Below are 23,681 nucleotides of genomic sequence, written 5' to 3' on the forward strand. Positions count from 1 at the left end.
CTTTTATTTCTTAATCATTTCTACTGAACCATCTTCTTTAATTTTGAACACCAGCTCGTTGCCATAACTCACACCAGCCTGATTGATCACAAAAGCCTTCAGGTAGTAATTTACACCTACCATCAAACCATCCACTGCGATCTGAGTGTCGCCAATATTTGCAGCATTCACTCTTGTATCTGCAAGGCTTGGGTGCTCATTCGTACTCCAGCAAATACCACTGGCTGTTAAAGCTGTTCCACCATTGTTAAGCAATGTCATCGCTATCGTAACCTCAGTTTCACTTTTCGCAGTTACTGTACTGGTATTCAACAATGCCTTTTTCATCGGTCCGTAACTATACCAATCACTCAGTTTGAATGGTACAGTCTTCTTCGCGAGGTGACTTTTGCCATTCAAGAGCGATAGCGAGAATGGCGCCGCACGCTCCGCTGTAGTCAGTTCATTTAGGCCAAGCATATAGTCTGCCACAGTACGCATACTTAGTGCTCCCGAATCTGGTAAGGTTGTCATCGTCCAATCTGCATAAAGCGTCATCGATTCTGTGATTGCGGCGTCAAAATTAAAAACTGTTTCCATAAGTTGGTCACTAAACCAAGTATAAAAAATCATTCCCTGTTTTGTGGTCGTTACCGCAGGAAGTTTAGTACCATCTTCCACTTGTATTGGATCTATAGCCGTTCCGCCCATCGTTTCAAAAGTAATCGTATGGTATAGATTTTTAACGGTCAACAAGCCCGGCTCGAAAGTAAACTCATAGTTATCGGCTTGCAGTGTACCCAAACTCAGTGTTACCGGATAATCACCTGCCGGACTGCTCAGCGTTGCCGTTGTACTGAAAGCAGGTTCACCTTGCAGCGTAGCATCCGCACGAACTGTCGTATCTGTTTCCTCGTATTTAAATCCTTTCATATGGTATGTGAACGGAGGATTCTCTTTGCCGAAGTATTTCGTTAAGGTATCTCCAGAAACCGTCAGCATGGCTTTATTGATTTTAAAGGTTTGCTGTGCTTCCGCAGGGGCAAAAAAGGCATTTCCAGCTTGTGAAACTTTCAGGACAACATCTCCGGCACCTTCGATTGTCGCCATGTCACCGTTAAGATCAAGCTTACCTTCCAGCAGTTCAAAAGTTACTGGTAATCCTGAAGAAGCCGTGGCGATCAGTTTGAATGGCTCATCGCCATAATTCTTATCGCCTACAGGTGCAAAAGTGATGGTTTGCGCAGCCTTCTCAATAGTAATTTTTACACTGGCAACCTGATCTGTGGTATTAAAGGTATTTGCAGATAAAGTAAGTTCGCCTGTAAGGTTCAACTCTCCTATTGCAGCAGCTGTATAAGCCGCCTGATCCCAGGTGATGCTCAACAACTCTTTCGACCCGTCGTTATAAGTAACTTCAATGGATGTCGGCAGAGCAAGATTTGCAAATGGCGTTCCGTATTTCACGATCATTGGAGTAATCTCCGCTACCGAAAGCAGATCTTTCCAAAGCGTTACCTTAATCTGCGGCTGCAAGTTTGCACCATTCCGCACATCATCGGTCAGCTGGATCTCTCCATGAATAGTTTGCGGAGTCAGCAAGTTTGCATCGTAATCGCCTTCAGTCCACAGCACCGGCAAGTTAGCTGTAGTCTGGTCGTCATAAGTGACCATTACTGTTGATGGCAAATTAAGGGCAGAGAAAGGCTTGCCATACACATCAATCAGATCAGCCAGGCTCTCCACTGCAATCACGTTTTTATTGTCGATGATCACCTCTACCTTCGGTGTCAGGTCATCAGGATTTTCCGCTTTCCCTTCCATATCGAGCAGACCAGTAAAATTATAAGTCCCCGCAACATTGCCATTGAACAGCGGGGATTCCCAGCTAACGGCAACTTTACCTGTTGATCCATCCGTAAATACAGCATCAAGCTGAGTTCCCAAAGCTGCAAGAACCTGCTCCTGTGTGGTGCCAAATGGGAAATGAACTGGCGTATTTACCAATACAGAATCCAACACCAACAGTTTAGGTAATACCTTTATTTTAATCGCCGTTGCTTTATTGTCTTTGTTTTCTTCAGGTGAGCCAGGAATTATTGTACCCGGAAGAATATATTCACCGGCAAGCATACCGTTATAAGTAAGTCCATCCCAGTTAACAGGCAAATCTTCCTGTTCATTATTGTTGTAAGTCACCGTCACTTTCTCCGGTAGCATCAACGTTCCGAAGGTGGTACCGAAAGGAACAGTTAAAGCCAGCGGATCTGTAACACTAACAATATAGCGTTGGGCCACGTTCACCGTAAGTAAAGCCTTAACTGAATCCGCATTCTCGGTCAAGGCTGGCATCACCACATCAGCTGAAAACTCGTATGATCCTGGGGTTGTAGGATCGTAGTCTGCATTCGCCCATGTGGTTACCGCAAGGCTCATTGTACTACCATCATCAAATAAGCCCATTACGGTAGCTGGGGTCGAAATGTCCGCCTTCAACGTTCCATAGCTCACCTCAACCGTATCCCTGCGAATAGAAAGTAGCTTTTTAATGCGTTCTGCTACTGTTACCGTAATTACAGGTTGCAATCCTTTCGGATTGTCAGCAGCATCAGGAATAACCATTGTCCCTTGCAAGGTATACACGCCCGGTGTCTTACCGTCATAAGTACCCTTAGCCCAGGTTACAGAAAGTAGTTCTTCTGAGGCATCATTGTAAATTACTTTTACGGCTTCCGGTAAGGTCAGCGCGTCAAATTCAGTATCATAATCTACGTTGATTCCCGGCAGACTCTCTATACTTTCAATTTGTTTTCTGTCGACTACCACCACGACTTTTGGCATCAGGTTATTCGTATTTAAAATTCCCTGAGGCAGAATGATAGCTCCTTCAAAAAGATATTCCCCTGCAGCATCGCCGTTGTAAAGTGCCGACTTGAATGAATTATCCTGTACGGCAATATCGATCAATGTGGCATCATCCAATGTCGCTTTGCTGATCGACGGAAACTGTAAATTTTCCAATGGAGTACCAAATGCGACCTTGATGGTATCTGTTTTTAAAGAAACAATCACCTTCTCTCTCGGCAATACGGTCACTACGATTTTCGGATTTATCGGCTTAGGATTCTCTATTTGATCAGTCAGCGTAAAGCTTCCATTCAACACATAAGATCCGGCAAGGTTTCCGTTATAAGGACTAAGGTCCCAATCCACACCCAGGTCTTCATTACCACCGTCTGCAAACTGTGCATTCAGCTGTCCTGGCAAGGTAACTGCTTCTGGAGCCGTACCGAAAACTACCGTTATAGAATCCGGACTGGTATAAGTATCAATAAGGTGTTTACCTACAGTTACCGTTAGTAAGGCTTCCACATCATTTGGATTTAGAATGTCCTCAGGAAGCTGTAATGTACCTTTCAATTCATAAACACCAGACATATCATCAATGTAATCGCCCTCTTCCCAGGTCACGTTCAGCAGACCCGTTGTACCATTATCGTAAGTTGCAGTTACTTGTGCAGGGAACAAAGGTTGCGCATTGGTAAAGCTGGTACCGAAAGGTACAAGCACCGTACTTGGGGCAACGCTAACCACTTCAAGTGGCTTCGGTCCAACAGTCACATTCACCTTCGCAAACAAACTATCTGGATTGTCAATGTCATCACCGGTAACCAGTGTTCCCTTAAACTCATACACACCTGGAAGCTGTGCATTATAGGTTGCAGAAGTCCAAACAACACCTTCGGTTCCTGCCGATTGGTCATTATAAGTCACATTTACAGTTTCTGGGAAAGGAATATCTTCCACCGGTGTTCCGTATTTAACGCTGATTGCAGCTGGATTCTGTACGGAGATTATCTTTTTATTGCCTACCTGTATGTTTATTTCTGCTGTTTTGGAATCTTTATTAACAACACCTGGAATTAGTATCGGATCTCCAATAAAGGAATAAACCTCAGGAACCAGTGGATCATAACCTTCGGTATCCCAGTTCATGTTCAACGTACCGGTACTACCATCATCATAAGTTACCTGTACCGCTGCGGTCAACTCCGGAATCGCCGTCAGCAATGTACCATAGTTCACCTTCACCGTATCCAACACTGCAATGCTTACAATATTCTTAGGTTTTGGCAGTACCGTAAGGATCATCTGTGCGTTGATGTTGTTCTTATTGTCGATACTTTCATTGTGTAGCAAAGTCCCTGTAAGGGTATAATTACCGCTTTGCAGTTGATTGTAACTACCAGGAGCCCATTCTACCCCTACAGTATCCTGTGTACCATCGTCAAAATTAACCTTTACAGTTTGTGGTAGGATCACCTCATCAAATGGCGTATCATAAGGCGTACTTGCCGTGTACTGGCCTTCCACAGAAACAATGTTCTTACGGATGATCACTTTATTATTGGCAAATAACAAATTGGTATTAGAAACAAGATCAGTCAACTGGAGCGTTCCCTTAAGGTCATACTCCGCACCTTTATCTGCTACATACTGCGTCCTGTCCCAAATCACATCCAGGAATCCTGTAGTCTGATCATGGTAAGTTACCCTTACAGTAGCAGGTAATGGCAAGTTTGCAGCTGGTGTATTCAAATCCACCGTAATGTCGGCCAGATCCTCAACGGCTATGATGTTATGCTGAACATATACATCTACGTTTGCTTCAAAGTCGGCAGGATTAGCATGCTCTTCCTTAATACCCAGTGTAGCATATAAACGATATACCCCTACCTTAGGATTATAATCACCCTGCTTCCAGGTCAGATTCAACATTTCCTTGGTGATGCCATCATCATAAGTCACCAGTGCCTGTTTAGGCAATAACGGCAATACATCGCTGTATGGTGTGCCTGATAATACCTTTACCGGTGGCAGTGCTGCTACATCAATGATATACGGATAGATCGGTGTGATGACCGCAACCCTCGCTATCGCGGTCAGGTTATTTCTATTCACATCAGGATTCGGAACGGTCAACGTACCTACGAGTTCGTAAATACCTTCCACATTACCGTCATAGTTACCCGGCTGCCAGGTCACAGGGAATCGGGCATGACTGTTATCACTCATCACCACCTCAACCTGTGTCACCAGGTTCAACTGGCCAAATGGTGTTCCTGTATCTTTCTTAACCGGTACAGGATAAGGTTTCAATACTTGAATGATATAAGAAAGACGTGGATTCACTTTGATCTTTACTTTCAGTGAACCACAAACATCCCCCCCCTGAACTGCCAGTGTAAATTCGTAATCTCCGGCCCTTGATGGTTCTCCTGAAATCACACCGGAGCTGCTCAAACCTAAACCATCAGGCAATAAACCCTGACTTAAGGAATAAGTATAAGGTCCGCCTTCTGCCAGTTGAATTTGATGACTATAGGGGGTCCATTGATCGGCCGCCGGAAGTTGCTGTTCTGCATTTTCAAGATATACCCCCTGGAACTCATAAGCTCCAAGATCAACCTTTGTATGTTTGATTCGGTCTCCGCCCGCAAGGTCTTTCGCCGTTCCAGTAACCTTTGTATTATCTCCCATATTGATCACCGGCGAGCAAGGTGCGAGCGAAAGATCGTCCGCAGCAGGGTTTGCCAGCTGAGGATCCTTTGTCAATATGGTTGTGCCGGTTACATATCCGTTTTGTACTGTACTTGTGGAAACAACGATTCCTACATTCATCTGATCCGGGATTGCATTTCCACGCGTATTGCCCCAGAAGATACTATTGGCAACATTAACCGTTCCTGTATTACGGTACAAAGCACCGCCGTATTTGGTGGTTGTTGATGCATTGATATAAGCAGAAGTGTTGTTGCTAAAGGTCGCGTTTACGATATTCGACGTTCCTGTATAATGGTAGAAAGCACCACCATAATAACCATTCACCGTAGTTCTGTTTCTGCTGAAGGCCGCATTAATCAGGTTAAAAGTACCTGTTAAATGATAAATGGCACCCCCATGCTGTGCAGAAGTATTGCCGACAAACAATCCACCTGTGATGCTAGGTTTTCCATTGGTTGCATTGTAAAATGCACCTCCCGTTGCTGTTGCAATATTGTTCTTAAATACCACATCTTTCATCCCCACGGCAGCAGTGATGTGGTACATTCCCCCACCCTGACCACCTTTATTACCGATGAATTTGATATTGTTAAAGCTAGCGGCAGCATTGTTGTAAAGTCCACCACCCAGCTGCACTACGGTATTATTTTCAAGGATGATGTTACTGAAGATAGCTGCTCCACTATTGAAAATTCCCCCACCGCTATAATAAGCGAAGTTATTTTTAATCCATAGGTTTTTAAATATGGCGTTTCCAAGCGCATTGTAAATACCACCACCATTATATGGGTCAGCTGTACTACTTCCATTGGCTGATTTACCGCCACGGATGGTAAATCCATCCAACACCGTAGCATTGGTTAAGGCCATCTTGTTAAATATAACGTGGTAACTGCGGTTTGCACCATCAAGGATGGTTTCATTGGTCGTCATGATGGCCGTCGAATCCCGATCCGCAAGTTCATTTTCTGTCGCTGCAAAACCGCCATATATCTTAACGCCTTCTTTCAGTGTAAAATAATTGTTCACCTTCAGACCAGGTGTATAAGTACCTTTGGCCACGAAGATCGTATCTCCTGCCAATGCAGAGCTGAGTCCTTTTTGCAAATCCAGGAATGCATGATCCCAGCTTGCACTGTTGTTCATACCTGCGGTTGCCGCCTGGTTTACATAGATCCTTACTTTTCCTGTGCCCACTTTCACCTCAAAGGTGTACAACCTGTTTCCACATAAAGTACCATCGCTTGCTGTGATGTTAAAAGTATACAGACCTGCATTGATCGGCCTTCCCCTCAATCTTCCTGAAGGACTCAAAAGAAGTCCGTCTGGCAATGAGCCATAACTCACCGCATAAGTATAACTTCCAGATCCACCGGAAGAAACCATCTGGTGTTCGTAGATTACCCCTCTAAAACCTCCTGGCAATATCGCAGGACCAACATTGATCCGGTCTTTTTGATTTTCAAAAGCACCCAGATCCACCACTTCTGTTTTAACCCGCGCTTGTCCCGCAAGATCTTTCAAGATAACCGCAGAAAGGGAATTATCGCCCATATTGATCGCAGGTGAACAATCCGATAGGGAAAGATCATCTTCATTACTTAGGTTAAATAATGGGTCTTTGTCTACGATCACTTTTCCTGCCGCATATCCACCACGAATCAAAGCGTTCACTGGTTTGATATTCAGATTAAGTTCATCGGGTACGCCATTACCACGTTCATTACCCCAAACGATACTGTTATGCAGATTTAATGTTCCTGCATACTTATAAATGGCCCCGCCATATTTGTTTACCGTAGCATTCACGTAAGCAATGCTGTTGTTGCTCATGCTTACGTTAACCAAGGTCGAGGTTGATGTATACTGATACATTGCACCACCAAAATAAGCACCTGTACCAGTTACCCTATTGCGACTAAACTTAGCATTATTAATGGTCAACGTGGATGCCCATTGGTATAAACCAGCACCGTGTTGAGTAGACGTATTCCCTGTAAAAGTTGCATTATTTAAAGTCACCTTACCTGAGTAACTGTAAAAACCGCCACCTAAGGTTGCTTTGTTGTCTTTAAATGATACGTCATTAATCGTTAATGTTGCTGAGCCCTGGTACATACCACCACCATAAGCAGCTGTATTGTTGATAAACTCGAGTTGTCTGAATGTTGCCGCTCCTATATTGTATAAACCACCACCGTAACGATAGGATCCGGAAGTGTTAAGCGTTCCATTGTTCTCGAAAATGATGTTGCTGATGATACTTGTTCCGCCATTGTACATTCCACCACCATAAGTATTGGAATTGTTATTTTTAATCCAAAGGTGATTAAATGTTGCCGCTCCGATCCTGTTGTAAATACCGGCACCGATATAAGGCTCCCCGGTGCTTGTACCTGTGGGCACCGACCGACCGCCACTGATGCTGAATCCATCAAACACTGTCGCCGCAGTAAGGGCAATGTTGTTGTACACTACGTGCCTGCTGTTATTGTTACCCGTCAGGATTGTTTCGTTAGCCGCTCTGACATTCAGAGAATCTCTATCAGCGAGGGTGGACTCTGTGGCAGCAAAACCACCATACATTTTAACGCCTTCTTTTAAAGTAAAGTAAGAAGTCACTAATGTTCCCGGACTGTAAGTTCCTTTGGCCACCCAAATCTGGTCGCCCGCAAGGGCCACCTTAAGCGCACTTTGCAAGTCAAGATAAGCATTGTCCCAGGTGCTACCGTTGTTTTGACCGGCAGTTGCTGCCTGGTTCACCAGGATACGTACTACACCTGTACCTGCTACCACATCCATATTGTAAACGCGGTTACCGCATAAAGTTCCGTCGGTTACATTGATTACAAAAGTGTACTTGCCGATCACGATAGGGTTGCCGGTGATCAGCCCTGAAGCATCCATAGACAATCCATCAGGAAGCTTGCCCGAGACCAGTTTATAAGTATAAGTACCCGTTCCACCAATTCCCTGTAGTTGCTGATTGAATGCTGCTCCACGCGGGATTTGAGGCAAAGTTGTAGGATTTAAAGTGATCACATCCAGCTGGTATTCTATCGCCCCCAAATCAATCACTCCGGCCTTAGTTCTTGGGTTCCCCAGTATATCTAAAGTCCCTGCTGAAGACAGGTTATTGTCACCAGTATTGATTGCCGGCGAACAGCCTGTAAGCGCCAGGTCATCGCCATCTGCATTCACAAAGGCTGGATTTGCATCAATGATATTCAGCCCGGCGGTGTAACCTCCGCCGATCAATGTATTGCTGGCCTTAATGTTCAGGTTCAGTTGATCCGGCATTCCTTCTCCACGGGTATTTCCCCAAAGAATACTGTTATTTACAGTCACCGTGCCAGAATTCCTGTACAATCCACCTCCATAATTTACCGTTCCGGTTTTGTAATAGCCGATGCTGTTTTTACTGAAACTGGTGTTGGTCAACGTAGCTATTCCACTGTAGATAAAGACCGCGCCACCATAATAAGCAGCCGTGTTGCTTATTTTATTCCGACTAAAAGTTGTATTGCTGATCTTCAATGTAGCATTGCTCCAGATGGCACCACCATGTTGTCCCGAGCTATTATTCTGGAATGAAGCACGGTCAATGTTCAATACGCCTGAGGCATAGATTGCTCCACCCGCAGCAGTAGCTACGTTATCTTTAAAGCTAATATTACTCAGATTTGCTGTACCACTTGCCAGGTATAAAACCCCACCGGTAGTCGCCTTACTTCCGCTGAAACTGGCATTGCTGATGTTGGTAACTGCGCTCGAATTGACATAGATGACACCACCTTGCCCATTGGTTACAGTATTATTTTCAAACTTTACGTTATTCAGATCCGCAACCCCAGTACTAAACATTGCTGCTCCATATCCCGGATAACTGGAACTTTCAATAATTCTGTTGTTTTCGAATACCCCTTTGTTCAGCTTGAATCCTTTTACGTTATATACTGCAGATCCACGGGCATAATAACCGGTAGACCTATTGTTACTAAAGATCACATCTGTATAGCTGGCATCACCATTGTGATACAATCCGGCTCCATATACGCCAAGGTTATTCTTGATCCACAGGTTCCGGAACACCGCTGTGCCCAGCGAATTGTAAATACCCCCACCATAAAAGTTAATGCTATTGTTGGAGGTATTAACCGCCGATCCGCCACCTTGGATACTGAAACCATCCAATACCGTTGCATTGGTAAGGGCAACTGCGTTATACACCACATGGTAACTTGCAATACCCTGACTACCGTCCAGGATGGCTTCGTTATCAGTTCTGATTTTCAAGGTATCCCTTTCTGCGATGGTGGTTTCTGTTCCGGCAAATCCACCAAACATTTTCACACCCTCTTTTAGTTTAAAGGTGGATGCCGCCAGTGGGCCAGTGTAATAAGTACCTTTAGCTACCCAAATCTCATCTCCTGCGCCTGCCAGTTCCAATGCCGTTTGTAAGTCGTTGAAGGCATTTGTCCAATCACTACCATTGTTAGCACCAACAGCAGCCTGACGCACATACATTCTACCAGTACCATTTTGTACGGTTACTTTATATTGTCGGTTACCACTTAGGTTTCCATCCGTAGCACCAACCACAAAAGTATAGATGCCAATAATATTAGGTACACCAGTTAGCTTTCCATCAGCCGTCAATAATACACCTGGCGGAAGTTTCCCTGCCTGAAGGCTCCAGGTAACTGGTAGACTCGTTCCGGTATAGCTCAATGGAAGATTTAGAAAAGCTCCTCTCCTGATCGGGTCAATCCTTTCCGGGTTGATGATCAACCTATCTGTACTTTCATTCTCATAAGCACCCAGGTCGATCCTACTGTTGATCACCCTGGCTTTACCTGCCAGATCTTTATCATATGCCTGCCAGCTGTTCTCACCACCATCAATGGCTAAAGAGCCCCCCTGCAACTGTAGGTTATCGGCCGCTGCATCGAGGAATAAAGGATTGCCAATTTTAACATCCGTACCAGTAGCATAATCTTGCTGTACAATAGTATTCCCTACGATAACGCCTGCGTTAAGCTGATCAGCAACAGTACCCATACGGGTGTTACCCCAAAGGATACTATTGTGTATAGTTACTGTTCCCGAATTGCGGTACAGTGCAGCACCATAACTTAGGGTTGCTGTGCCTTTGGCATAGCCAATATTATTTTTGCTAAAACTACTGTTGTTGATCAATACATCATTAGAACTGATGTAAATGGCACCACCGTAATAGGCTGCAGTAGAAGTCACCTCATTGCGGCTGAAGATACTGTTGTCGATTTTCAGATTACTGTTGGACCAGATCGCTCCACCATGCTGCACTGCCGTATTATGAATAAAGGAAGCGCGGTTAAGCATCATTACACCACTGGCATAAATGGCTCCACCTGTAGTCGCTGTATTATCAGTGAAGGTCACCTCATCTAGTACCGGACTTCCGCTGGCGATAAACAGAGCTCCCCCAGTTGTGGCTTTGTTTTCTGTAAATATTCCTTTCTTGATTTTGATCACCGCACTGGAGTTGCTGTAAATCGCTCCTCCCTGTCCGTTAAGAATCGTGTTATTTTTAAATTCTACGTCCGAAAGCTCCAATATTCCGTTCGTAAAGATACCCGCGCCATAACCAGGATAACTACTAGTCTCCAGAATTCTGTTGCTTTCAAATACCCCTTTGCTCAGTTTAAAACCTTTCAAATTGTAAACTCCCGCCCCCCTGGCACTTGTCCCTTTAGCCTGGTTGTTGCTAAATAGGATATCGGTATAGCTTGCATCTCCATTGTGGTAGATACCTCCACCATAAGTTCCGTTATTGTTCTTTAACCAAAGATTGCTGAACTGAACAGCACCCAGAACGTTATAGATACCGCCCCCTTGATAGTTGTTACCACTCATATAGGTTGCATTACCACCCTGGATACTAAATCCATCGAGTACTGTAGCCGAGGTTAACGCCAATGTATTAGATACCACATGGTAACTGGCTATACCCTGACTACCATCCAGTACCGTTTCATTGGTACTACTGAGCTCAGCCATATTCCGGTCTGCCAGTGCAGCTTCTGTCCCGGCAAAACCACCATACATTTTCACGCCTTCTTTTAATTTAAAGGTTGAAGCAGCCAGTGGCCCCGTAAAGTAAGTACCTTTTGCTACCCAGATTTCGTCGCCTGCTCCTGCAAGATCCAAGGCAGGTTGTACATCTATAAAGGCATTTTCCCAATTGCTACCATTGTTGTCACCTGCAGCTGAACGGCTAACAAACAAACGACTGATACCATTTTGAACCGTGATGGTATATTGTTTGCTGCCCAAAATCTGTCCGTCGGTAGCTCCAATCACAAAAGTATAAGTACCCATAACCGTAGGCACGCCTTTGAGTTTCCCATCAGTAGAGAAGGTAACACCTGTAGGTAGTTTACCTGTCTGCAAGGTCCAGCTAACTGGCAACGCAGTTCCCGTAGCAAACATTTGCAGATTCAGCGCAGTTCCTCTCGGAATAGAATTGATCACTGCAGGGCTGATCATCAGTCGGCCATTGCCATCCTGCTCATAAGCACCCAAATCGATCGTTTCATTTACTACCCTTGGATTACCGGAAAGATCCTTATCAAAAGCCTGCCAGTTGTTATTACCGGCATCAATAGCCAATGAACCTCCTTTTAGCTGCAAGTCATCGGTAGCCGCATTTACAAACATCGGGTCTCCAATTTTAATATCTGTCCCCGTAGCATAACCGCTCTGAACGATAGAAGTACCAACGATAAGCCCACCGTTCATCTGGTCGAGCACATCATTTCCTCTTTTATTGCCCCAGAAGATACTATTGTTGATGGTCGCGGTACCACCTGAACGATACACAGCCCCACCATAACTTAAGGTTGCTGTTCCTTTATTGTAACCAATACTATTGTTGCTGAAACTAGTGTTGTTGATCAGTGCATTTCCCGAATTCAGGAAGATAGCGCCACCATAATATGCGGCAGCAGAAGTTACACTGTTTCTACTGAAGATCGTATTGTCGATTTTCAGGGTACTGGCCGAAAATATTGCCGCACCATATTGCACTGAAGTGTTATTGATGAAAGCGCCCCTGTTAATGTTCACTACTCCGGCAGCATATAGTGCTCCGCCAGTGCCTGCGGTTGTGTTGTTCTTGAACTGTACATCCGTAAAAGTGGTTGTACCATTGGCCAGGAATATCGCCCCACCTGTGCTTGCTCTGTTTCCTATAAATTCAGTTTTACTAATATCAATTATCGCACCGGAGTTGGAGTAAATCGCTCCCCCATATCCATTGCTGATGATGTTATTTTCGAACTTCACCTCAGTAAGCGTTAGTGGGCCAGAATTGAATATCGCTGCTCCATAAGCCGTGCCTTCTAGCAATTGGTTATTCTGGAAAACACCTTTTGTGAGTTTAAAACCACTCTGATTGTAGACCGCTGCACCTCTGGCATTTGATCCTTTTGACAGGTTATTACTAAAAATGATGTCTGTGTACACGGCATTTCCAGTATGATATAAACCGCCACCGTATGCAGCAATGTTGTTTTTAATCCATAAATGACTGAAGACCGCCGCACCATTGGTATTGTAAATACCACCACCATAATAACTGGCTCCGGTACTATTGATGGCTGCTTTCCCGTTCTGGATACTAAAACCATCCAGTACCGTTGCGCTGGTTAATGCCGCTGTATTATATATAATGTGATAACTCGGCGTCCCCTGACTACCATCCAGCATGGTTTCATTTGTGGTACGTATGTTGTCTATGTTTCTTTCTGTAAGAAGCGCTTCTGTTCCGGCGAAACCACCATACATTTTTACGCCTTCTTTTAAGGTAAAGTAAGAGCTGGCTAAAGGCCCAGTATAATAGGTTCCTTTGGCCACCCAGATCTCATCTCCCGCCTTGCTTTGTGCTAATGCTGTCTGAAGATCTATAAATGCATTTGTCCAGTTGCTACCATTGTTATTTCCTGTAGCTGCTTGTCTTACATACAATCGCGATGGCCCATCGGTAATCACTGCACTGAATTGCTTACTACCTACCAGCGTACCATCGGTAACCGAGATCACAAAGGTAAACGTTCCAGCTACGGTTGGTCGGCCAGTAATTAATCCATCTTCTGTTAGCACCAAACCAGTAGGCAATGTACCAGACTGCAATGTCCAGGTATAATTTCCGGTACCGCCGGTAACCGTCATCTGGAAGTTAGGATCAAGTCCACGTGCTGATGAAGGGAATACCGTAGGCTGAATTTTCAGTCCGTTACCACCCAAACTTTCATAAGCTCCAAAGTCTATGATATCATTGGTGATCCTTGGATTTCCTGCGAGATCGATACTTGTTGTATTGCTTAAATTATCGCCAGCATCAATTGCTGGTGATCCGCCTTTCAATTGCAAATCATCCTGTGCCGAGTTAGTAAACAAAGGATTACCGATCAGGATATTTGTTCCTGTTGCATACCCCCCCTGAACAATCGAATTACGCACAGTCTGTGCGGCAGTCAACTGATCAGGAACATTATTTCCACGGGTATTGCCCCAGAAAATGCTGTTGTTCACCGTCACCACACCTGCCGAACGGTAAAGTCCCGCACCACCAATAGTAGTCGCGTGTGTAAAGGCAATCTTATTGTCACTGAAAGTAACATTGTTTAGGTTGGTTGCAGCTGCTGAGAACATACCTCCACCATAGTAAGCTCCTACTGTTGTCACAGCATTTCTGCTGAAGATCACGTTGCTCAGGTTTGCTGTGCCAGAAGTGTTATACATACCCCCAGCCTGCTGACCGGCAGTGTTGGCAATGAATGATCCCCGATCGATATTCAACACACCACCACTTTGAGAAAGACCTCCGGAATTCAGCCTCGCAGTGTTTCCGCGGAAAGTCACATCGGTCAGCGTGACATTCGTATTGAGGTTAAAGAAACCACCCCCTACGGAGTTCGCCTCATTCCCTTCAAATAAGATTTTATCATAAACTGCCGTACCCATGTTATAGATACCGGCACCTCTTTCTGCTTTATTATTGATGACCCTCAGATTGCGGAAAATAGCTTTTACAGCTGCATAATTATAAATACCTGCTCCCCGGTTGTTATCTGAGTCGGAACCCGCCAGGCCTTGTCCACCACTGATGGTAAAGCCATCCAATAAAGTGGCATTGCTCAATGCAATATTGTTAAACACCACGTGCCTGCTTGCTACGCCTTGACTACCGTCCAATATGGTTTGGTTGCTCGTGTGTATCAATGGTAGGGCTCTGTCGTTAAATGTTGTTTCTGTTCCAGCGAAACCTCCGTATATTTTTACGCCTTCTTTCATAGTGAACCAGCTAGTGGCCAATAATCCTGGGCTATAAGTTCCTTTGGCTACCCAAATCTGGTCTCCGGCAAGGGCTTTAGTAATGGCCATTTTCAGATCCGTATATCCATGTTCCCAGCTGCTGCCATCATTCCTGCCGGATACCGCGGCAACATTTACAAATAGTTGTGTAGATGCCGGATTTACCAGTAAGGTATATTGCCTTCTGCCGACAAGTGAACCATCGGTAACACCTACTACAAAAGTAAATGTTCCTGCTTCCTGTGGCCTGCCTTTTAATACGCCATTGGCATCCAGACCGAGTCCAAGCGGTAGTACACCCGAAGTGATGCTCCATACCAGATTAGCGCCGCCTGCAGAAACAGTTAGTGGCACACTCATCAAGTCACCACGACTATAAGCCTGTAATGTTGCCGGACTGATGATCAGACTAGCGGTTCCTTGATTTTCGAAGGCACCCATATCCACTATATCATTATAGATCCTCAGATTTCCTTCCACATCAGTTGCTCCGCTAACCTTAGCGTTATCACCCATATCTATAGCGGGCGATCCGCCTCTTAAACGAAGGTTGTCTGTCGCTGCATCCGTAAAGAGTGGATTACCAATGGCAATATTTGTTCCTCCGGCAATGCCATTCTGTACGATACTCTTGTCAATGGTCACTACCCCCATGATCTGATCGGCCACCCCCTCTGCACGCGTATTACCCCAAAAGATACTATTGCTGACGCTAACTGTACCAGATGAACGATACAAAGCGCCACCACCCACAGCAATACGGGAAATACTGTTGTTACTGAAAGTTACATTGGTTAGCGTAGCTGTGGTAGCGGTAAACATGGCTCCACCATATGCGGCTACATTAGATGCAGCAACGATACGGTTGCGGCTAAACATTACGTTGTTTAACCTGGCTGCCCCTGAAGTATATAATGCACCACCATGCTGCGTAGATTCGTTGTCAATAAAATATACACGTTCAAAGAGCGGCGTACCAGCTGAGGTAACGGCACCGCCCATGCCTCTTGAGCGGTTTGATTTAAAGGTAACATTAGTAAATTCAGGTGAACCTACATTGTTATATACCGCGCCACCGTTAAGGGCCTGATTCCCTGTAAAAGTAGTATTGGAGATTTTAACTGCTAAGCTGCTATTGCTATATAAAGCCCCGCCATAGGCATAACCTGTGCCATTGGTAATGTTATCTTTAAAAGTACTATTGCTGATCAATGCGGTTCCGCTATTGAAAATAGCCCCACCATAAGTGCTGGATCCTGCAGTAATAGTGTTTCCTTCAAAAAGCACCTTATCAACAGTAATACCTCCGGTATGGTTATAAATACCTGCACCACGACCAAGATTACCAATGGTGCTGTTGGCGATAAATTTGGTGTTGGTGAATGTAGCTACTCCCGAAAGGACAAATGCTCCGCCACCAAAAAGGGCGGTATTATTGGTTAGGATAAGGTTGTTAAATATTGGTCGACCCAAACTGGTATAAATACCGGCACCATAATAATTTACACCTTGATCAGGTACATTAGGATAACTGGTACTCGTAGTGGTTAAGGTACGTCCACCTGAAATGGTAAATCCATCAAGGATGGTCTCCGAAGTAACAGCTGTAGTGCTGGATACGACGTGGTAACTGGCTACGCCCTGACTTCCGTCGAGGATACTTTTATTACTGGTATGTATTAGGCTGGTGTCTCTTGCGGCAAGGTTTTCTTCCGTACCTGCAAAGCCACCATAGATTTTTACATTTTCCTTCATGGCAAAGGTAGAGGTAACCAATAACCCAGGACTATAATTTCCTTTGGCTACCCAGATCTGATCTCCGGCTGTTGCCTGTCCTAATGCCAATTGCAAATCCGTAAATGCATTTGGCCAGTTACTACCGTCCTTACGACCGGCAGTTGCTCCTTCACTTACATAAATATTGGTAGCACCTGGGCTCACCACAACATTAAACTGTTTTGTTCCGGCGAACTCCCCATCAGTAACAGATACGACGAAAGTATAAGTTCCTACAAACATCGTTCTTCCGGAAAGCACTCCATTTGCACTAAAGCTAAGTCCGGCAGGTAACGTCCCAGAAGAAATGCTCCAGGTTAGTGATGCACCCCCTCCTGTAGCGGTAAACTGTGTATTTATATTGGTACCACGAACTGAAACAGGTAAAGTTGCAGGTAGGATCAGCAGGCTCTCGCCACCTTGATTTTCGTAAGCACCAAGGTCGACAATTCCATTCACTAGCCTTGGTAGATTGGCTATATCGAGTGCTGTTCCACTGGCTGCGTTATCACCCACATCGATTGCAGCTGAGCCGCCTTTAATTTTAACGTTATCTGTAGCAGCATCGGTAAACAATGGATTTCCTATAGAGATCTTTGTTCCCCCCGCATAGCCGTTTTCGACAATACTATTAGCAACTGTTACTACGCCTCTAATTTGATCTGACACCCCAGCACCTCTCTTGTTGCCCCAGAAAATACTATTGTAAATGGATGCAGAACCGCTATTAAAATAAAACCCAGCACCAGCGCCAAGGGTAGCATGTGTATAAGCGCTGATATTGTTACTAAAGGTGGTATTACTGAGGACTGAAGCACCGGAGCTATTGTACATCCCCGCACCATAACCTGCCGCAGAATTTGTAGTCGTCTTATTCTGGCTAAATACCACATTGTCGAGTCTTGAAACTCCACTATTATGAAGCCCGGCACCAACGCCTGCAGATGTATTGCCAATAAAAGAAACTCTGTTTAAAGTTAGTGGTCCTGTACTACCCATTCCACCTGCCGTTGTGGTGGCCGTATTATTTTTAAAAACCAGATCTTCCCCATTAAAGCCCGTAGTGCTCGTTATCCCGGCACCAGTTCCTATTACGGTATTCCCTTCGAACACAGTTTTTTTAAGGTTCAGTACACCAACATTATGGTACAAACCGCCACCAGAGGAGCTTGCTTTGTTTCTTAGGAAAGTCAAATTTTCCGCAGTCAGATTGGCAACGGTATTATACATACCCCCACCCATGATGGCTTCATTTTCTACGAAAGTCAGGTTGCGCAGGATCACGAACGCATTCAAGTTGTATAAACCACCGCCATATCCTGCTCCGCGACTAACAATATTTTTCTCGAGGCGAATGTTTTCAAAGGTAGCTGGTCCGTTATTGTAAATACCTGCACCAAATCTATCCGCAATATTGTTCTTTACCCAGAGGTTTCTGAATACCGCTTCACCGGCATTGTTGTAGATACCTGCAGCGCTATAAGCGATAGACGTCGATCCTGCTGCTGTTTTACCATTAGCAATACTGAAACCATCAACAACAGTTTCCTTTGTAGATTGCTCGAGGTTAGTCACTACGTGGTAGCTTACGCCATTTCCAGAGAGAATGGTTTCATTAACCGCATATAATTTATTGGCATCTGCTACCCTTTCCGTCAATTCATTTTCTGTACCGGCAAAACCACCGTACCATTTTACGCCCGACTTCATCGTAAAAGTATGGGTAACAGCAGTTCCCGGTAAGTAAGTGCCTTTGGCCACCCAGATCTCATCTCCGGCAATTGCATAAGCTAATGTTGGTTGTAGATCGGTAAAGGCATCGGTCCAGTTAGCACCTGTTGCTTTTCCTAAGGCATCCTTTTTCACATAGAAACGTGCAGGTCCGGGAATAGCATCAATGGTGTACTGTTTACTACCAATAAGCGTAGCATTGTTTACCGCGATCACGAAAGTATCGCCACCGGGAGTTGGTCTCATCACGCGGCCATAAATCCGTCCAGCTGGAGTGATGGATAGTCCAGATGGCAATTCTCCGGTCAAGATACTCCAGGTAAAAGGACCCGTTCCACCAGTCGCAACCATCTGAATATCGACCAATGCGCCTCTGGTAATTGTCCCGAGGGTTAGCGGTGTAATTTTGAGGGAAGCCCCACCTTGATTTTCATAAGCACCATGATCCACAATAGAATTATAAATCCTTGGGTTGCCCTCGATATCTTTTGTTGTTCCTACAGCAGCGTTGTTTCCTTTATCTATGGCCAGTGCCCCTGTTTTTAAGGTCAGATCATCATTGGCTGCATCTGTAAACAGTGGATCGCCAACAAGAATAGCTGATCCCGTTGCATAACCATCTTCAATGGTACTATTGGACACAGAACTGACTCCTGTATTGAGCTGATCAGACAGGCCAGTTCCCTGTGTATTGCCCCAGAAAATACTGTTATAGACATTTACTGTTCCTGCAGCACGGTACAAGCCAGCGCCACTATTCAGAGCCGTCCGCGCTACAGTATTCTTACTAAAAGTAGCGTTCACAATATTGTTAGTTCCTGTTCCAATGTACATACCACCACCAAAAAAGCCAGCAGTTGAAGTTACGGCATTACGGCTAAAGGCCACATTAGTGAAATTCAATGTACCACCAGTGTTTGTAAAAATACCACCTCCATGCTGCACCGAAGAATTGTTAATGAACAAGCCGCGGTCGATGGTCAATACAGCCGTACTGGAGATACCTCCACCAGTTGTACCTGCCCTGTTTGACTTGAAGGTTACATCTGTTAGTGTAGCTAACCCACCATTAGAGAATCCACCACCAGCTTGCGTAGCATCGTTATTTTCAAACACCACATTGTTCAGGATAAGCCCGGCAACTGTATTAACCAAACCACCACCGATTGCAGTTGCACTGTTATTTTCAAAAACCGCATTGTTGATGGTTACATTGGCAGCGGCATTATGCATACCTCCACCCTGTATAGCCTGGTTGCCACGGAAGGTTACATTATTTAGTATCGCATTTGCTCCACCGTTATAAAGTCCCCCGCCGTACCTGGAAGAAAGCGTGGCCGTGTTGCCTTCAAAATGAACGTTTTCCAATTTGATGGCTGTAGCAAGATTGTACATCCCTCCGCCAAGTGTAGCACCTGTATTATTTTTAATGATCAGGTTTTTGTAGGTTCCATTTATAGCGGCAGCAAGAGTAAAAATCCCGGTACCATAAACAGCTGCAATTGTGGCGTTTCCTCCTGAAATGGTAAAACCATCTAAGAGTGTCTCTACCGACATTAGCGTAATGCTGGAAACCACATGTTTGTTTACCCCAGAACCATGGAGTTCGGCATTGTTAAGCGTAAACTTTCCATTGGCATCTGCTATACGCTGCGAGAGGAGTGTTTCTGTTCCGGCAAAACCACCATACAGCTTCACGCCCGATACCAGGTTGAAAGTTGAATCCACGTGACCAGCAGGCGTATATACTCCTTTTGCCACCCAGATTTCGTCTCCACTCTTTGCCATACCCAAGGCCGACTGTAACCTGGTTAATCCGTTTGTCCAGTCTGCACCATTATTGGCACCTGTGGCATTGCCTTTAACATGCCAGCGGGTAGCTCCGTCGTTGACTTGTAAATTATACTGCCTTGTTGCCATTGTTCCATTCTGCGTAGCCTTGATGACAAACGTGAAAGCACCTGAATACATCGGTACACCACTAAGGAGTCCAGTTTGTTTGTTAAAGAGCATACCCAATGGAAGTGTACCACTAGTATGGTCCCAGGTGATAGCGCCAGTAGCAGAAGTACTAAATTGCTGGCTATAAGCTGTTCCTCTACGAGCTACCGGTAAAGTCGCTGGAAGGAGCACAAGAGATCCGGCACTTGCATTTGTATTTTCATACGCCCCTAGATCGACGGTATTATAGATGATCCTCGTATTTCCCCCTAAATCATTTGGCGTTCCCACATAGGCATTGTTACCTGCATTGATGGCTACTGAGCCGTTTTTTAACCGCAGATCATGCGTTAGCGCATTTTCAAATTCTGGATTACCAATGAGGTTGTTGGCCCCATAAATATAATCATCCTGAATGAGGTTATTGGCCAGACTAGTGGCTGGTCCACCGATCTGATCGGCCACATCATTACCTCGTTTATTGCCCCAGAAAATACTGTTATATATACCAAATGCTGCAGGAGAAGCATACAAACCGGCTCCAATGGTGGTAGCCCCTGCAACCGTATAATTCGTTATGTTATTACTGAAAGTACAATTGGTAACCGTCGCAGTACCACTGAAATACATCCCTGCCCCGTTTGTAACGGTAGCTGCTGTTGCTCCTGTTATGCTGTTTGCACTAAATATCGAGTTGTTTACCACAATAGTACCCGAACCCCATAGTCCAGCACCATTGCCCGTACTCGTATTTTTTAAGAAAGCTGCTTGATTAATGTTCATTGGACCAATAGTCGCGTAAAGTCCAGCTCCATTTGTTGCAACGTTTTCCTCGAATGTTACTTTGGTTAGGGTAACCCCTGCAATGTTGCTCCACATCCCTCCACCGTTTATCGCCTGGTTTCCTTTAAAGGTTACCTCATTCAGTTGCAGATTAGCCCCAGTATTGTAGAGTCCCCCTCCGTTCCTGGTAGAACCTGTCGCCAACACATTGTTTTCAAATGAAACGTTCTTCAGACGGATCGCTGTTGAACCGTTGTACATTCCCGCTCCATAGATATTGGCATTGTTATTTTTGATGATCAGATTGCTATAGGTTCCATTTACTGGAATATTATTAATATAGATACCTCCACCGTAACTTTTCACGCCCGCTTGCACAGCGTTACCGGCGGTAATCGTGAAACCATCCAGTGTAGACTCCGGTGTTAAGGCGAGGATGCTGCTCAGCACATGGACGTTCACATAATTCCCACTCAGTATAGACTCGTTAGTCGTGTATTTTCCTTTTGCATCCGCCACTCGCTCGCTCAGCACTGTCTCCGTTCCGGCAAAACCACCGTAAATTTTGACACCAGAAACCATATTGAAAGTAGAATCCATATGCTGCACCGGCGAATAAGTTCCTTTAGCTACCCAAATCTCATCACCACTTTTTGCCATCTCGATCGCGGTCTGCAGTCTAACATAAGCATCAGCCCAATTCGATCCTGAGTTTGCTCCCGAAGTTGATGCTGCCCGAACATGCAACCTGGCAGGAGCAGCATTCACATTGATGGTATACTGCCTACTGGTTGTTTGTCCCCCCATACTGGCTCTCACAACAAAAGTGTAATCGTCATTCACCATTGCGACTCCACTCAACAGCCCCTGCGCATTCAGTTTAATGCCCGGAGGCAGGCTTCCATAGGTTACCTGAAAACTTGCAGCCGAGGCTCCTGTTGTTGTCAGCTGTAACTGATAGGGAATCCCGCGGGTAACATTACCAATAGCCGAAGGCTGAAGTACAATGGATGACGGAGCACCTATTGGATGTTCATAAGCGCCAAGATCAACCGCAGCATTGACAATCCTTGTATTTCCTGCTAGATCCGTACCACCTACGACCTGGGAATTTACTCCCGCATTGATGGCTATTGATCCATTCTTCAATCTTAGGTCATGAGTCGTTGCATTTTCAAACTCTGGATTTCCGATAATCGTATTTACCGAATTAATTAATCCACCCTGAATGAGGTTATAGTTAAGACCGAACTTAAAAGTAGTATTGAGCTGATCAAGTACATCTCCCCCACGTTTATTGTTCCAAAAAACACTATTGTAAATATTTAACGCGACAACTCCCGAATACAATGCTGCTCCATAGGTATTTACATTATCAACAGCATAGCCAATTGTGTTATTACTAAAACTACAGTTGTAGATGTTTCCGGCTCCTGATCCTGCCGCGTAATGCAAGCCGGCTCCCAGATAGGCCACATTTGCTCCAGTCACTACATTTGTACTAAATACAGCATTGCTCAACACAAAACCTGTTCCGGTAGCTGCAGTATACAATCCAGCACCTCGCTGGCCTGCAGAGTTCCCAATAAAAGAGGCTCTATTAACAGTTAGATTATTCCCGGTGTTGAATAGTCCGCCTCCATTGGTGGTTACACTATGATTTTCAAAACTAACATCTGTCATAGTAACACCGGCTGCAACGTTGTTAAATCCACCACCAGTGCTAGCACCTGTATTATTTTTAAAAATAATTTTCTCAAAAGTTGCGGATGCTCCTGTATTATAAATCCCTGCTCCGGTAGTTACTAGCTGAAGATTGTTATTCTCTACGACCAGATTTTTAAAAGACGCGGATGTCCCGGCATTAAAAATTCCACCACCCGCTCCGGCAGCATTATTTTCCTTAATCCATAAATTTTGAAATATTGCAGCCCCACTGCCTACATAAATCCCCGCCCCAGCATAAATCCCAGAAGGAGAAGTTGAACCTCGGGAAGTTAAACCACGGGTAATGGTAAAACCATCCAGCAAAGTGGTATTGTTATTTGCAGAGCTAACCACATGATAGTTAATATCTTGTCCGTGTAATATACTTTCATTAACCGTAAAAAGACCATTTGCCGCAGCTACACGTTGACTTAGTAAGGTTTCAGTCCCAGCAAAACCACCATAAATCGGAACACCTGTTTTAAGAGTAAAGGTCCCCCCTGTTGTAGCAGCTGAAACGTATGTTCCCTTAGCTACCCAAATTTCATTTCCACTAACCGCTTTGGTGATGGCTGCAGTTAGGGTTGTAAAAGCATCCTGCCAGCTAGTACCGGTACCGGTACCGGTTGCATTAGCTTTGACATAATACCTTTGAGCTTGAGAATCGAGCGCAAAAAAAAGAGCAAAAAATAACAAAAATGTTACTATATAATTAGGGGTAATTCGGGTCATGTTTGAAAAAAGAGGTGCTGCACAAAAATTTAGGTATAAACTCTAATTACCACAAAAAGCACACACATTTTCGAATAAAGAAAAAACAGCCGTTTACGCTTCAAATT

Annotated in this window: 1 protein-coding gene; it reads right to left on the bottom strand. The window is 44.8% G+C overall.

Going from position 1 to position 23,681, the window contains the following annotated elements; genetic code table 11:
- Positions 1 to 3 precede the first annotated feature (3 nt).
- Positions 4 to 23,574, bottom strand: a complete 23,571-nt coding sequence (locus EZ444_RS02270) for a choice-of-anchor Q domain-containing protein (protein WP_131606809.1) — start codon at positions 23,572 to 23,574, stop codon at positions 4 to 6.
- Positions 23,575 to 23,681 lie beyond the last annotated feature (107 nt).

Source organism: Pedobacter hiemivivus, assembly GCF_004331685.1.
Classification (GTDB): domain Bacteria; phylum Bacteroidota; class Bacteroidia; order Sphingobacteriales; family Sphingobacteriaceae; genus Pedobacter; species Pedobacter hiemivivus.